General features: G+C 75.6%; 12 protein-coding genes. 3 read left to right on the top strand and 9 right to left on the bottom strand.

The window, feature by feature from the left end:
• Positions 1–158: 158 nt before the first annotated feature.
• Positions 159–1,883 carry a bifunctional metallophosphatase/5'-nucleotidase gene (locus tag ACI79G_RS10985; RefSeq protein WP_456881161.1) on the bottom strand — a complete coding sequence of 575 codons (1,725 nt, stop codon included), beginning with the start codon at positions 1,881–1,883 and terminating at the stop codon, positions 159–161.
• A gap of 144 nt (positions 1,884–2,027) precedes the next feature.
• Positions 2,028–2,876, bottom strand: a complete 849-nt coding sequence (locus ACI79G_RS10980) for an SDR family oxidoreductase (RefSeq protein WP_456881160.1) — start codon at positions 2,874–2,876, stop codon at positions 2,028–2,030.
• Positions 2,877–2,952: 76 nt separating this feature from the next.
• Between ACI79G_RS10980 and ACI79G_RS10975 the strand changes: the two genes are divergently transcribed.
• Positions 2,953–3,963: an iron-containing redox enzyme family protein gene (locus ACI79G_RS10975; protein ID WP_456881159.1), complete on the top strand. Its 1,011-nt coding sequence runs from the start codon at positions 2,953–2,955 to the stop codon at positions 3,961–3,963.
• A 200-nt stretch (positions 3,964–4,163) separates the two neighbouring features.
• The gene (locus tag ACI79G_RS10970) at positions 4,164–5,714 is read left to right on the top strand and encodes a methyl-accepting chemotaxis protein (RefSeq protein ID WP_456881158.1); all 1,551 of its coding nucleotides are present in this window, start codon (positions 4,164–4,166) and stop codon (positions 5,712–5,714) included.
• A 4-nt stretch (positions 5,715–5,718) separates the two neighbouring features.
• Here ACI79G_RS10970 and ACI79G_RS10965 read toward each other — a convergent pair whose 3' ends face one another.
• The 7 genes from ACI79G_RS10965 to ACI79G_RS10935 all read right to left on the bottom strand — a co-directional run bounded on the left by ACI79G_RS10965 (position 5,719) and on the right by ACI79G_RS10935 (position 12,859).
• Complete coding sequence (locus ACI79G_RS10965) at positions 5,719–6,039, bottom strand: CDGSH iron-sulfur domain-containing protein (RefSeq protein WP_456881157.1); 321 nt, start codon at positions 6,037–6,039, stop codon at positions 5,719–5,721.
• Positions 6,040–6,102: 63 nt separating this feature from the next.
• Entirely contained in the window at positions 6,103–6,402 is a 300-nt protein-coding gene (locus ACI79G_RS10960; protein ID WP_091219636.1) for a hypothetical protein, read from the bottom strand.
• Between the two features lie 104 nt (positions 6,403–6,506).
• Positions 6,507–9,635 carry a bifunctional [glutamine synthetase] adenylyltransferase/[glutamine synthetase]-adenylyl-L-tyrosine phosphorylase gene (locus ACI79G_RS10955; protein ID WP_456881156.1) on the bottom strand — a complete coding sequence of 1,043 codons (3,129 nt, stop codon included), beginning with the start codon at positions 9,633–9,635 and terminating at the stop codon, positions 6,507–6,509.
• Positions 9,632–10,372, bottom strand: coding sequence for a type 1 glutamine amidotransferase (locus tag ACI79G_RS10950; protein WP_456881155.1), 741 nt, complete (start codon positions 10,370–10,372; stop codon positions 9,632–9,634). The genes ACI79G_RS10955 and ACI79G_RS10950 overlap by 4 nt, the downstream gene beginning before the upstream one ends.
• 103 nt (positions 10,373–10,475) lie before the next feature.
• Positions 10,476–11,816, bottom strand: a complete 1,341-nt coding sequence (gene glnA / locus ACI79G_RS10945) for a type I glutamate--ammonia ligase (RefSeq protein ID WP_456881154.1) — start codon at positions 11,814–11,816, stop codon at positions 10,476–10,478.
• 104 nt (positions 11,817–11,920) lie between these two features.
• Positions 11,921–12,052: a hypothetical protein gene (locus ACI79G_RS10940; RefSeq protein ID WP_456881153.1), complete on the bottom strand. Its 132-nt coding sequence runs from the start codon at positions 12,050–12,052 to the stop codon at positions 11,921–11,923.
• Positions 12,053–12,172: 120 nt separating this feature from the next.
• Complete coding sequence (locus tag ACI79G_RS10935) at positions 12,173–12,859, bottom strand: helix-turn-helix transcriptional regulator (RefSeq protein WP_456881152.1); 687 nt, start codon at positions 12,857–12,859, stop codon at positions 12,173–12,175.
• A gap of 165 nt (positions 12,860–13,024) precedes the next feature.
• Between ACI79G_RS10935 and ACI79G_RS10930 the strand changes: the two genes are divergently transcribed.
• Positions 13,025–13,858: a slipin family protein gene (locus ACI79G_RS10930; protein ID WP_456881151.1), complete on the top strand. Its 834-nt coding sequence runs from the start codon at positions 13,025–13,027 to the stop codon at positions 13,856–13,858.
• Positions 13,859–13,904 lie beyond the last annotated feature (46 nt).

Here is a 13,904-nt window from a genome sequence, read left to right as displayed (position 1 = left end):
CCTGCCCTGCCCAGGACGGCGCCGTCCTGAACACGCCGGTCCCGGATCCGAGCCGCACGCACGACGACGGCGGCCCCCGGGAGGGAGCCGCCGTCGTCGGCCTCCCTGCAGGGTCCCGCCGCGAGCCTGCGAGTGGCGGGGGGCAGGGAGGCCCTTCCTCAGCCGGCCGTGATCCGGTCGGTGGCCGGCGGTGCGACGGGCGAGTTCGCGCCCAGGTAGGCGACGAACGCGTCCAGGTCGATCGAGGTGGTCACCCGGTTCGCGCCCTCCCGGAGCACCGTGAAGCCGTCCCCACCGTCGGCGAGGAAGCCGTTCACCGTGACGCGGTAGACCGCGACCGGGTCCACGGCGGTGCCCTCGATGGCCAGGTCGCCGACCCGCTGGCCCGAGCAGGGGTCGGCGGCCGTGCCCGCCGGGGCGTCCGGGCGCACGGTGTAGCGGACCGTCGCCGACGGCTGCAGCACCCGGTCGACGACGTACTGCTGCTCGAGGAGGCAGTCGAGCTGGGCCCCGGTCAGGTCGAGCGTCACCAGCGTGTTGGCGAACGGCTGGACGGTGAAGGCCTCCTCGTAGGTGATGTCCCCCGCGCCGAGGTCGGCCCGGACCCCGCCGGGGTTCATGAAGGCCGCGACGGCCTGCTCGTCCCGGGTGTCGGCCAGCTGCGCGTCGGCGATGAGGTCGCCCAGCGGCGTCTCCCCCGTGTCGTCGGCGGTGCGGGTGATGTCGGCCGTGGCCTGGCCGACGACCTCGTTGGCGATCGGGCCGAGCGCGGTGCGGTAGCGGGCGATCAGCTCGGTCTGCGCCGGGTCCGCGGCCAGGTCCCGGGTGACGACGGTGTTGTCGGCGGTCGCCTGGACGACGTCCCCGGTCTGCCGGTTCACCCGCAGGTCGATGTCGGTGACGAGGCGGCCGTTGGAGCTCGCGCTGGTGACGAGCTTGGAGTCGATGCGACAGGTGTAGGCCTGGTGGGTGTGCCCGCTGACGACGACGTCGATGGCGTCGGACATCCCGGTGGCGATGTCGACGATCGGCCCGGTCAGGCCGTTGCAGCCGTCGACGTCCCAGGCGTTCTCGCCGGTCTGCGCGCCGCCCTCGTGCAGCAGGACGACGATGGCCTCGACGCCCTGGGCCTGCAGCTCGGCGGCGTACCGGTCGGCCGTCTCGACCTCGTCGGCGAAGTCGAGCCCCGCGATGCCCTGCTGGGTGACGATGTCGGCCGTGCCCTCGAGGGTCATGCCGATGAACCCGATCTCGACCCCGTCCACCTCGTGGACGGCGTACGGGTCGAGCAGCGGCTCCCCGGTCCCGGTCCAGAACGCGTTGGCCGACAGGTACCGGAAGTCCGCGCCGGCGTAGGGGGTGCCGTCGGCGCAGCCGTCGACCGGGTGGCAGCCGCCGTCCTGGATGCGCAGCAGCTCGGCGGCGCCCTCGTCGAACTCGTGGTTGCCGACGCTGGCGTAGTCCAGCCCGGCCAGGCCGAGCGCCTCGATGGTGGGCTCGTCGTGGAACGCGGCCGACAGCAGCGGCGAGGCACCGATCAGGTCGCCGGCGGCGACGGTGATCGTGTTGTCCTCCTCCTGCTGCTCGGCGAGCTGGGCCAGCTGGGTGGCCAGGTACGCGGAGCCACCGGCCGGCACGCTGACCGGCGTGCCGTCCGGCTCGGTCCCGGTGCGGATCTGGCCGCCGGACCCGTTCGGCGGCTCGAGGGCGCCGTGGAAGTCGTTGAGGGCGAGCAGCTGCACGTCGACCGGCCCACCCCCGTGCGGGGCGTCGCCGGAACGGCCTGGCGCAGCGGCGGCGGCGGTCGCGGCGGCCACGGCCAGGCCGGCGATCGTGGTGGACACGGCGGCCGCGACGGTGGCGCGGCGGACGGTGGGTCGCATCGGTTCCCCCAGGCGGACGGGCCGGACCGTTCCGGCACGACCCTACTGTGGGTCGCCGGAGATCAACACCACGTGTCGACTCGGGGGCCGGACGAGCACCTCGCCGCCTCCGGGCCGGAGCCCCGCGTCGAGGTCGCGACCGGGTCAGCCGGTGCGCCGCTCCACGGTCCGGGCGGCCACCCGGCGGATCCGGTCGGCCTGGCGGGAGAGCACCAGGTCCAGCACCCGGTTCACCGGCGGCACCTCCCCGAGCCGGGCCAACCCCATCCACCGCGGGACGGCGACCGTGCGCGACCACGGCGAGGTCAGGCACCCGGCGATCTGGTCGGCGACCCGGTCGGGGCGGATCCCGCGGGAGAGCCGGCCGCGGGCGTCGTCGTCCGACACCGGCGGGGAGCCGTGCCCGCGGGCCAGCCACTCGGTCCGCACCGGCCCGGGGTTGACCGTGTGCACCCGCACGCCCCGGGCGGTCACCTCCCGCCGCAGCCCCGTGACGAAGCCCTGCACCCCGGCCTTGGTCGCCGAGTAGACGGTCAGCGGTGGCACCTGCGACCACGCCGCCACCGAGGCGACGGTGACGACGTCGGCCCGGCCGCGCTGCGCCGCGGCGCTCAGCAGGTGCGGCAGCGCCATCCGGGTGAGCTCCACGACGCCGGTCAGGTTCAGCCCGATCAGCCGCTCGACGGCGTCCCCGGGCATGTCCTCGACCAGCCCCGCCCAGCCGAGCCCGGCGTTGAGGACGACGGCGTCGAGCCGCCCGTGCTCGTCGAGGACGCGGTCGAGCAGCCGGTCGCGGCCCCCGGCCTCGGCGACGTCGGCCACGACCGTGCTCACCCCGGGCAGCCCGCCGACGGCCTGCTCCAGCCGCTCGCCGCCGCGGGCGCAGGTCACCACGTGCGCGCCGTCGCGGGCCAGCCGTGTGACGGTGCTGCGGCCGATGCCGGCGCTGCCGCCGGTGACGAGGACGACGCGGCCCCTGGCAGTGGACTCCATGGAGTCCCCCTACCCGTGGACGGACACCACACCCCTGCCGTGCTTCGGATGCCCCGACCGTGGGCATGGTGGCCGCATGCGCCTGCCCGAGCCCCGGGGCCCCCTGACCTCCGCCCTCTGCGCCGACCTGACCAGCGGCGAGCTCGCCGCCGCGACCGTCGAGCTCGCCGAGCGGTCCGCGGCCACCGCGACCGACCCGCTCCTCGACGAGGACCTCCAGCTGGCCCTGGCGGTCTGCTACGAGCTGCACTACCGCGGCTTCGACGGCGTCGCCGAGGTTTGGGAGTGGGATCCGGAGCTGCTGCGGCTGCGCGCCCACCTGGAGGGGGCGCACACCGCGGGGCTGCGCGCGCTGGTCGGCGAGCCCGAGGTCACCGACGAGCCGGTCGACCGGCAGCTCACCGCCCTCATCGCGGCCGACGACGGCCCCTCGCTGTCGTCGTACATGTCGCGCAGCGGCTCGCTGGAGCAGTGGCGCGAGTACCTCACGCTGCGCTCGGTGTACCACCTCAAGGAGGCCGACCCGCACACCTTCGCCGTCCCCCGGCTCTCGGGGCGGGCGAAGGCGGCGATGGTGGAGATCCAGGCCGACGAGTACGGCGGCGGGTCGACCGAGCGCATGCACAGCCAGCTGTTCGCCGGCATGATGCGCGACCTCGGTCTCGACGCCGGTTACGGCGCGCTGTGGGACGACGCCCCGGCTGCCGCGTTCGCCTCGGTCAACACGATGTCGCTGTTCGGCCTGCACCGGCGCTGGCGGGGCGCGGCGCTCGGGCACCTGGCTTGCGTGGAGATGACCTCCTCCGAGCCCTCGCGCCGTTACGCGGCAGGACTGCGCCGGCTGGGTTACGACGGGACGACGACGGTCTTCTACGACGAGCACGTCGAGGCCGACGCCGTCCACGAGCAGATCGCCTCGGTCGACATGTGCGGCTCCCTGGTGGCCGAGGAGCCCGCGCTCGCCGCCGACGTCCTGTTCGGGGCGGCGTGCTCGCTGGCGATGGACGGCCTGGCGGCCCGTCACCTGCTCGGCGCCTGGGAGGCCGGGCGGTCGGCCCTGCGCCGGGAGCGCGCCCTGGCCGCCTGAGGGAGGCCCCCTCTGGCCCCGCTGCTCGCAAGCTCGCAGCGGGACCCTGCAATCGGGCCGTTCCAGCACGTCGCCAGGCCCGGGACGGGGCCGGCGGGACCCTGGGGAGTGGCCGATCCCGCACGTCGCCAGGGGCCGTCCCAGCTGCACTCTCCGGTCCGGCTGCCGATGACAGAGTCGGAGCCCAGGAGAGGACGTCGATGAGGATCCGCAGCACCCGCACACCGGAGGTCGCCGCACCGACGGGGCCGCCGCCCCGGGACAGCGAGGCCCTCGAGCACGTGCTCGAGGCCCTCGACGCCGGCGTGACCGGCGAGGCCGACGCCCACCGCCGCGTCGTGCGGGCTCTCGGCGAGGCGCTGGAGCTGCCCTACGCCGCGGTCTGGCTGCCCGAGCCCTCCGGCGGGTTCCGCCTCGACAGCGAGTTCGGCCGGCTGGCCGGGCAACTGGCACGCGACCCACGCAGCGGGGCGACGCTGCCCGCGACGTCGGCCCTGGTGCAGCGGGCGACCGCGACACGGGTGGCCGTCGCCAGCACCGACGGCGGGCCCGACGCCGCCCGGCGCCGGGACGCCGCCGCGGCCCTCGGCACCCCGCAGGGAGCGTGGCTGCCGGTGCTCTCCGGCGACCGGCTCGTCGCGCTGCAGGAGTTCTACGCCGACTTCCCCCTGCCGTTCCTGGGCGCCCGGGGCCAGAAGTGGACGTCGCTGAGCCGGGTCGCCGCCCACGCCCGGCAGGGTGCCGTGGCCACGGTCGCCCTGCGCGAGGCCGTCGACGACCGCATGGCCGTCGCCGAGGTGGCCAGGGGCCTCGGGCAGGCCCGGGACGCGCGCGCGGCGGTGCGGACGGCCCTCGACACGGTCCGCGCCGCGTTCGGCTGGGCCTACGGCTCCTACTGGGAGCTCGACGAGGAGGAGCGCGTGCTGCGCTTCGGCGTCGAGTCCGGCTCGGCCGGCGAGGAGTTCCGGCGGGTCACCCTCGCCGCGAGCTTCGCCGAGGGCGTCGGGCTCTCCGGGCGCGCCTGGCGGGCCCGCGACCTGGTCTTCGTCCGCGACCTCGCCGACGTCTCCGACTGCGTCCGCGCACCGGCCGCCCAGCGGGCCGGCGTCCGCTCCGGCGTGTGCTTCCCCATCGAGGTCGACGGGCGCGTCACGGGGACGATGGACTTCTTCGTCACCGACACCGTGGACCTGTCCGAGTCCCGCGCCTCGGCGCTGCGCAACGTCCAGCAGCTGGTCTCCCAGCGCATCGAGGTGCTGCGGCGCACCGAGCTGGACGCCGAGAACGCACGGGCCCTGCTCGACACCGTGGCCCAGCTCCGGGAGGCGGCCGCGGACGCCGGCCGGGTGGCCGAGGACGCCGTCGCCCGGGCCTCGGCCATGACCACCGAGGTGGAGGCGCTGAGCCGGGCGTCGGCCTCCGTGAGCGACGTCATCCGGATCATCTCCTCGATCGCCGACCAGACCAACCTGCTGGCGCTCAACGCCACGATCGAGGCGGCCCGTGCCGGGGAGCTGGGCCGCGGCTTCGCCGTCGTCGCCGGGGAGGTCAAGGACCTCGCGCGGGAGACGGCCGCGGCCACGCAGCGGGTCTCCTCCCAGATCACCGGCATCCAGACCAGCACCGGGTCGGTGTCGGCGGGCATCCACGCGACCAGCGAGGTGATCGGTCAGCTCGACGCCGTCCAGGCCCGGATCGGCGCGGCGCTCGAGGCGCAGGAGCGGATGGCCCGGACGTTCGAGGGACGCTGAGCCGCTAGGCCGTGTCGGCGCGCGGGGCGTCGTCCCCCCGGGCCTCGCGCAGGATGCGGGCGGCCGGCCGCGGGCGGCTGGGCGCGCTCGGGGCGGAGAACCCGGCGCGCTTGTGCGAGCCGTCGCAGAACGGCTTGATGCCGGACTTCCCGCACCGGCACAGCGCGATCGTCTCGCGGCCCGGGTCGATCTCGTTGCCGTCCTGGTCGAGCAGGCGGAAGTCCCCGCGGACGATCAGCGGGCCGTCCCGGTAGGGCGTGATGGTGGCGCCGCGCTCCGACGGCGGGGCGGGGTCGTCGGGGCTGGCGGGGCGGGGCTGCGACACGCCCCTGCTCTGCCCCGGCCGGACCCCGCGCACACGCGGCGTCACCCTCCGGGGGTTACCGGGTCAGGGCCGGTCCTCGCCCCAGCGCACCCACGACGCCAACAGCGGGTGCTCCGCCGCGAACTGCTCCGCCGCGCTGCGCTCCCGGGCCGTGCGCCGCGGGTGCGGGTGGTCGCGGTGGTGCAGCTCCTCCTCGCACCGGCAGTGGCTCAGGTAGTGCTGGAGCGCCGCGGCGGGGTCGACCCGCCGGCCGCGGGCGGCCACGTCGTGGCGCGCCTCCCACTCGGCGGCCAGCTTCTCGGCCACCGACATGGTGTCCGCAGCCGACGAGCGCTCCGGTGAGCGGTGGACGGGGTCCGACATCGCGCTCTCCTCCCGGACGGTGGGCCCTGCCCCGATGGTCCCCCTGTCCGGGCCGTGCTTCCAGACCCCCGCCCCCCGCGGGGACGCCCGCGCCGCGGTGGACCTCAGGACCCGGAGGCGGGCTGCCCGTAGAAGACCTGCTCGACGACGCTGCGGGCCTGCCGGGTGGCCCGCCGGTAGTCGTCGAGGAACTGGCCCGGGTCGGCGTCCGGGCCGTACCCGCTCGCCCGGGCGACGCCGGCCAGCTCCACACCCGGCCGGGGCAGCTGGTCGCTGGGCCGGCCGCGCACGAGGAAGACCGCGTTGCGCGCCCGGGTGGCCAGCTCCCACGCCCGCTGCAGCGCCTCGGCGTGCTCGCTGTCGAGCAGACCGGCCTCGCGCAGCGCGGTCAGCGCCCCCACCGTCGAGGTCACCCGGAGCCCGGGGTGCTCGCCGGCGTGCTGCAGCTGCAGCAGCTGGACGGCCCACTCGACGTCGGCGAGCCCGCCGCGGCCCAGCTTGGTGTGCGTGGTCGGGTCCGCGCCGCGCGGCAGCCGCTCCCGCTCGACCCGGGCCTTGATCCGGCGGATCTCGGCGACCTGCTCGGCCGAGATCCCGTCGGCGGGGTAGCGGATCGGGTCGACGAGCTCGACGAAGGCCGCGCCGAGGGCCGCGTCGCCGGCGAGGGGCTCGGCCCTCAGCAGCGCCTGCACCTCCCACACCGACATCCAGCGGTCGTAGTACTCGCGGTAGGAGTCCAGGCTGCGCACCAGCGCGCCCTGCCGGCCCTCGGGGCGCAGGTCGGCGTCGACCTCGAAGGCCGGGTCGGGTGCCGGCTCACCCAGCAGCCGGCGCAGGGTGTGCGCGACGGCGTTGGCCACCGCCGTGGCCCGGCCCTCCTCCGCGCCGGCCCGCGGCCGGTGGACGAACAGCACGTCGGCGTCCGAGCCGTAGCCCATCTCCCCGCCGCCGAGCCGGCCCATGCCGATGACGGCGATGTCGGTCGGGAGGTCGCCGGGTGCGGTGCCGGTCTCGGCGGCGTGCGCGCGAATCGCGACGTCCAGGCCGACCTGCAGCGTGGCGACGGCGATGTCGGTCAGCGCCCGGCCGACCTGCTCGACGTCCAGCATGCCCAGCAGGTCCGCGGCGGCGACCCGCAGCAGCTCGGACCGGCGCAGTCCACGCACCACCCGGATGCCGTCGGTCGGGTCCGGGGCCCGCCCGGCCGCCTGCCGCCAGGCCGCGGCGAGCGCGACGGCGGTGCGCGGGCGCAGCTCGTCGTCGGCGGCGAGGATCCGCAGCGCCTCGGGGGTGCGGGTGAGCAGCGAGGCGACGTACTGGCTCGAGCCCAGCAGCGCGGCCAGCCGCTCGGCGACCTGGCCCTCGTCACGCAACAGCCGCAGGTACCACTGGTTGCCGCCGAGCGCCTCGCTGACCTTGCGGTAGGCCAGCAGCCCGGCGTCGGGGTCGGCGCAGTCGGCGAGGGTCTGCAGCACCACGGGCAGCAGGTACTTCTGCATCGACGCCGACCGCGACACCCCGCCGGTGAGGGCGGCCATGTGCCGCAGCGCGCCGTCGGGGTCGGCGAAGCCCAGTGCGCGCAGCCAGTCGCCGGCCGCCTTCGACCCCAGCTGCGCGGCCTCCGGCGGCACCTTGGCCACGGCCGAGAGGAGCGGCCGGTAGAAGAGCTTCTCGTGCAGCCGGCGCACCTCGCGGGTGTGCAGCGACAGCTCGGCGTCCAGGACGGCGACGGCGTCCCCGCGGTGGTCGGGCTTGTACCCCAGCGACCGGGCCAGCCAGCGCAGCTGCTGCTCGTCGGTGGGCAGCAGGTGGGTGCGGCGCAGCCGGAGCAGCTGCAGCCGGTGCTCGACGGTGCGCAGGAACCGGTAGGAGGCGATGAGGGTGTCGGCGTCGTCGCGGCCGACGTAGCCGCCGGCGCGCAGCGCGTGCAGTGCCGGCAGCGTGCCGCCGACCCGCAGCCGCACGTCGGCCCGCCCGTGCACCAGCTGCAGCAGCTGGACGGCGAACTCGACGTCGCGCAGCCCGCCGCGGCCGAGCTTGAGCTCGCGCTCGGCCTGCGCCGGCGGGATGTTCTCCAGCACCCGGCGGCGCATCGCCTGCACCTCGGCGACGAAGCCGGGGCGCTCCCCCGCCTTCCAGACCAGCGGGAACAGCTCCTCGACGTAGGCCCGGCCGAGGTCGGGGTCGCCGGCGACCGGGCGCATCTTCAGCAGCGCCTGGAACTCCCACGTGCTGGCCCAGCTGCGGTAGTAGGCCGCGTGGTTGGCCAGCGTGCGCACCAGCGCGCCGGCCTTGCCCTCGGGCCGCAGCGCGGCGTCGACCTCCCAGGCCGCCTCGCGGCAGATCCGCATGAGCGCCGCGGCGACGCGGGTCGCGCTCTTCACGGCCGGGCCGGCGTCGACCTCCTCGCCGGCCTGCCCCGAGGGGCCGACCGGCTCGGCCACGAAGACGACGTCGACGTCGCTGACGTAGTTGAGCTCCCGGCCACCGGTCTTGCCCAGCGCGATGACCGCCAGCCGGCAGGCCGCGGCGTCGGCGGGCTGCTCGGCGACGGCGACGGCCAGCCCGGCGGTCAGCACCGCGGCGGCGATGTCGGCGAGCTCGGCGGCGACGTCCTCGGCGGCCAGGCCCTCGCCCAGGTCGCGGCCGGCGACGGAGAGCACCGCCCGCCGGTAGGCCAGCCGCAGGTCGGCGACCCGCTGCGGGCTCGCGTCCGGCGCGGCCTTCCCCAGCCGCACGCCCCACGGCGGGTCGTCGGGGTCGGCGCCGACCGCGACGAGCATCTGCCGCTCCAGCGCCTGGGGCGTGGGCCGGGTCGGTCCCCTGGACGCGCCGTCGCCGTCCCCGTCGAGGACGGTCCAGTCACCGGGGTGGGCGGCCAGGTGGTCGGCCAGGCCCGAGCTGGCACCCAGCACGCTCAGCAACCGGGCGCGCAGCAGCGCCGACCCGCGCAGCCGGGCCAGCAGGGCGGCGGCCGAACCGCCGGTGGGGTCGGCCTGGTCCAGCGACTCGATCAGCCGGCGCAGCGAGCGGACGGCGAGGTCGGGGTCGCCGGTGCGGGCCAGCGCGGAGACGACCGGGCCGGCCTCGGGGTCGGCGGGCTCGTTGCGCTCGAGGTCCCACAGCCCCATCTCCGGCTCGGAGAGCATCCGGGCGGCCCGCTCGCCGTCGAGGAAGCCGAACCGGACCAGCCGGACGACCGCGCGGCGCGGGATCTCCGGTGCGCTGGTCACGCCGTCCCCGCCCCGGCCGTGGCGCGGCTGCGGACGAGGTCGGCGAAGCGGCCGGCGAACGGCGCCCACGCCTCCTCGAGGTCCGGGTGCACCGCGGCGGCGCGGGCGCAGATCGTCTCGCGGTCCAGCCCGCTGGCGGCCACGCCGACGGTGTCCTGCTCGGCCCACTGCGCGACCATCTCGGGGGTCGTCTCGATGTGGAACTGCAGGCCGTAGACGTGCCGGCCCACGCGGAAGGCCTGGTGGGCGTAGGAGGGGTTGCTGGCCAGCAGGGTGGCCCCGCGCGGCAGCTCGGCGATCTCGTCGTGGTGGAACTGGATCACGTCGGGGCTGAGCGGCAGGGGCCGGAACAGGGGGTCGGCGTCGGCGGCGTCCCGCTTGGCGACGAGGGTGGCGCCGACCTCGGGGCCGTCGACCCCCTGCCGCACGCGGCCGCCGCCGACCTCGGCGAGCAGCTGGGCGCCCAGGCACACGGCCAGGGTCGGGACGTCACCGGCCAGCGCCTCGGCCAGCAGGCGGCGGACGCCGACCAGCTCGGGGCTGGTCCGCTCGTCGTCCATCGCCGACTGCGGGCCGCCGAGGACGAGCAGCCCGTCGAACCCGTCGAGGGTCTCCGGCAGGTCGTCGCCGGCGCCGAGCCGGCGCTCGTCGAGCTCCAGTCCGGCCTGCGCCAGCCAGGCGCCGAGCCGGGCCGGCGGATCGGTCTCGGAGGGGACGACGACGAGCAGGCGGGCCACGCGCCGAGCGTAGTTGGCGTCCCTCCGGCCACCTCCGCGGAAACCGCCGGAGTGGCCACCCTCCTGGGTCCCGCGCCGAGCGTGGGGGAAGGGTGCCCCTCCCTCAGAGGCCGGGCAGGTACCGCTTGAGCTCCCACGGGGTCACGTTCTGCCGGTAGGCGTTGAACTCGGCCCACTTGTTGCGCAGGAAGAACTCGAACACGTGCTCCCCGAGGGTCTCGGCGACCAGCTCGCTGCCCTGCATCGCGGTGAGGGCCTCGCCGAGGGACACCGGGAGGTCCTCGTAGCCGGCGGCGCGGCGCTCGGTGTCGGTGAGCGACCAGACGTCGTCCTCGGCCTCCGGGGGCAGCTCGTAGCCCTTCTCGATGCCGCGCAGCCCGGCGGCCAGCAGGACCGCGAAGGTCAGGTAGGGGTTGCACGCGGAGTCCGGCGAGCGGACCTCCACCCGCGCCGACTGGCCCTTGTTCGGCTTGTACGAGGGCAGCCGCACCAGCGCCGAGCGGTTGGCCCGGCCCCAGGTGGCCGCGGTCGGCGCCTCGGTGCCGGCCAGCAGCCGCCGGTAGGAGTTCACCGTCTGGTTGGTGACGGCGGTGTACTCCTTGGCGTGGATGAGCAGGCCCGCGATGAACTGCTTGCCGGTCGTCGACAGCTTCATCGGATCGGCCGGGTCGTGGAAGGCGTTGCGGTCGCCCTCGAACAGCGACAGGTGGGTGTGCATCGCCGAGCCGGCCAGCTCGGTGAACGGCTTGGGCATGAACGTCGCGTGCACCTGCTGGGCCAGCGCGACCTCCCGGACGACGTGCCGCAGGGTCATGATGTTGTCCGCCATCGACAGCGCGTCGGCGTAGCGCAGGTCGATCTCCTGCTGGCCGGGCGCGACCTCGTGGTGGCTGAACTCCACCGAGATGCCCATGGCCTCCAGCGCGAAGACCGCCTCGCGGCGGAAGTCGTGCGCGACGTTGTGCGTGGAGAGGTCGAAGTAGCCGCCGGTGTCGGCCGGTTCGGGCGGGCTGCCGTCGGTCGGGAGGTCCTTGAGCAGGAAGAACTCGACCTCGGGATGGGTGTAGAAGGTGAAGCCCATGTCGGCGGCCTTGGACAGCGCCCGGCGCAGCACGTGCCGGGGATCGGCCCAGGACGGTGAGCCGTCGGGCAGCGTGAGGTCGCAGAACATCCGCGCGGTGTCGCTGGCCTGCCCCTTCGCCGCCGGCATCACCTGGAAGGTGGCGGGGTCGGGCTTGGCGAGCATGTCGGACTCGTAGACGCGGGCGAAGCCCTCGATCGCCGAGCCGTCGAAGCCGATGCCCTCGGCGAAGGCCGCCTCGATCTCGGCCGGCGCCACGGCCACGGCCTTGAGGTAGCCCGAGACGTCGGTGAACCACAGCCGCACGAAGCGGATGTCGCGTTCCTCGAGGGTGCGCAGGACGAACTCCTGCTGTCGGTCCATGCTCGGCATGATCGCGTCCAGTCGTTTCCGGAAGATGACGTCGCTCCCAGCCTGCCCCCTCTGCGGCCCGGCGACACCCACCGGCGCGCCCGATGCGCGTGCGGCTACCTCGCGAGGGTCTCCAGCGAGGTGTCCGGGTCGACGAGCCCGGCCGCCTGCACCCGCCGCCGCGCCCGGACCAGCTGCTGGATGGGCGCGGGGACGTCCCGGACGTGCACGTCCATGCCGGCGGTCACGCGCCCGTCGGCGGTCCAGGAGGCGGTGCACGCACCGCCGTCCGGGTTCCCGCGGCAGGAGCGGGGCACCCCGTCGGGAACGACGGACGACTCGCGGTGGGGACCCACCGCACGCCCGTGTCAACCGCTGTCGGCACGGGCCTCCAGCCGGACGCAGCAGCGGTCCGGCGCCGGCGCCAGGCGGGCGGTGAGCCCGGTGCCGGCGAGCTCGTGGAGCAGGCCCTCGAGCAGGCCCAGGTTCATGCCGCAGACGAGGGTGGTGTGGCGCTGCGCGAGCGCGTGGAACGGGCAGTTGGCCAGCGTGATCGCCGCACCCTCGCGGCGTGGTTCGAAGCCGTGCTCGTCCAGCACCCGCAGCGCCGGCTCTGCGCCGTCCCCGCCGGCCGCCCGCGCGCCGAGCTCCCGGCCGCGCTCGCGGGCGCGCCGCTCGAGCACCACGCGCGGGGACTCCCCCGTGGCGTCGGCCTCCTCCAGCGCACCGGCGAGCAGCTCGCCGGCGAGGTCGTAGTGACGCTCGGGGAGCGAGACCGCGACCGAGCACGCCGCCCGCCGGTAGAACTTCGCCGGGCGGCCGGCGCCGGGCCCGGTGCGCCCGGACCGCCGCTCGTAGTGCACGTCGAGCAGCCCCTCGGCCACCAGCCGGTCGAGGTGGAAGGCCGCCGTCGCGCGGACCATCCCGAGCGCGCCGGCCACCTCGTCCCGGCCCACCGGCTGCGGCTGGCGGACGACGTGGTCGTACAGCCGGCGGCGGGTCGGCTCGGCCAGCGCGGCGACCGCGGCCACCTGTGCGTCCCGGTCGGCGTCCACGGCCAGATGCTAAGACCAACGGACGTTGTCGAAAGAGCTCCCGGCGCGTTCGTCGGAGCCCCGTCGCCGCAACTGTCGATCTACGCTGGGAGCGCCATCACGAGGGCGGCGCGGCCACGGGCACGACCGGCGCGTCCGGCCGCGACGCCGCTGGCGGAGGGCGAGATGGACGTCGTTCTCGCACTGGTCGTCGTCGTGGTCCTCGGGCTGCTGGTGCTCGCGGGCGCGAGCGTGCGGGTGGTGACCCAGTACCAGCGCGGGGTGGTCCTCCGGTTCGGCCGGCTGCTCGGCGACGCGCGGTCGCCCGGCCTGACGCTGATCGCCCCGGGGATCGACCGGTTGCACAAGGTCAACATGCAGATCGTCACCATGCCGGTGCCGGCGCAGGAGGGGATCACCCGCGACAACGTCACCGTGAAGGTCGACGCCGTCGTGTACTGGCGGGTGTACGACCCGGTCCGCGTCGTCGTGGACGTGCAGAACTACCAGGCCGCCATCGGTCAGGTGGCCCAGGCGTCGCTGCGCTCGATCATCGGCAAGAGCGAGCTCGACGACCTGCTGTCCAACCGGGAGCGGCTCAACCAGGGGCTGGAGCTGATGATGGACAGCCCCGCCGTCGACTGGGGCATCCACATCGACCGCGTCGACATCAAGGACGTCGCCCTGCCCGAGTCGATGAAGCGGTCGATGTCCCGCCAGGCCGAGGCCGAGCGCGAGCGCCGGTCACGGGTGATCACCGCCGAGGGCGAGCTGCAGGCCTCGCAGAAGCTGGCCCAGGCCGCGCAGGTGATGGCCGCCCAGCCCGCCGCGCTGCAGCTGCGCCTGCTGCAGACGATGGTCGAGGTGGCCGCGGAGAAGAACTCGACGGTCGTCCTGCCGTTCCCGGTCGAGCTGCTGCGCTTCCTGGAGCACGCCACTCCCCCGCCGCCGGCCACCGCGCCCCCGGCCGACGGGCTGCCCGTGCCCCGGACGACGGTCCCGCCGGTGACCACCGGCTGACCGTCCGTCCCCCGCCTGGCCGCGGATCGGGGGCGCGGACCAGGAT

Source organism: Geodermatophilus sp. SYSU D00779 (assembly GCF_054050595.1).
This window is presented reverse-complemented; position numbering and strand designations above follow the sequence as displayed.

Excerpts from the sequence above, each read along its gene's own strand:
- ACI79G_RS10980 (WP_456881160.1), bottom strand. The coding sequence starts at position 2,876 with ATGGAGTCCACTGCCAGGGGCCGCGTCGTCCTCGTCACCGGCGGCAGC.
- ACI79G_RS10930 (WP_456881151.1), top strand. The coding sequence starts at position 13,025 with ATGGACGTCGTTCTCGCACTGGTCGTCGTCGTGGTCCTCGGGCTGCTG.
- ACI79G_RS10970 (WP_456881158.1), top strand. The coding sequence starts at position 4,164 with ATGAGGATCCGCAGCACCCGCACACCGGAGGTCGCCGCACCGACGGGG.
- ACI79G_RS10975 (WP_456881159.1), top strand. The coding sequence starts at position 2,953 with ATGCGCCTGCCCGAGCCCCGGGGCCCCCTGACCTCCGCCCTCTGCGCC.
- ACI79G_RS10985 (WP_456881161.1), bottom strand. The coding sequence starts at position 1,883 with ATGCGACCCACCGTCCGCCGCGCCACCGTCGCGGCCGCCGTGTCCACC.
- glnA (WP_456881154.1), bottom strand. The coding sequence starts at position 11,816 with ATGGACCGACAGCAGGAGTTCGTCCTGCGCACCCTCGAGGAACGCGAC.
- ACI79G_RS10960 (WP_091219636.1), bottom strand. The coding sequence starts at position 6,402 with ATGTCGGACCCCGTCCACCGCTCACCGGAGCGCTCGTCGGCTGCGGAC.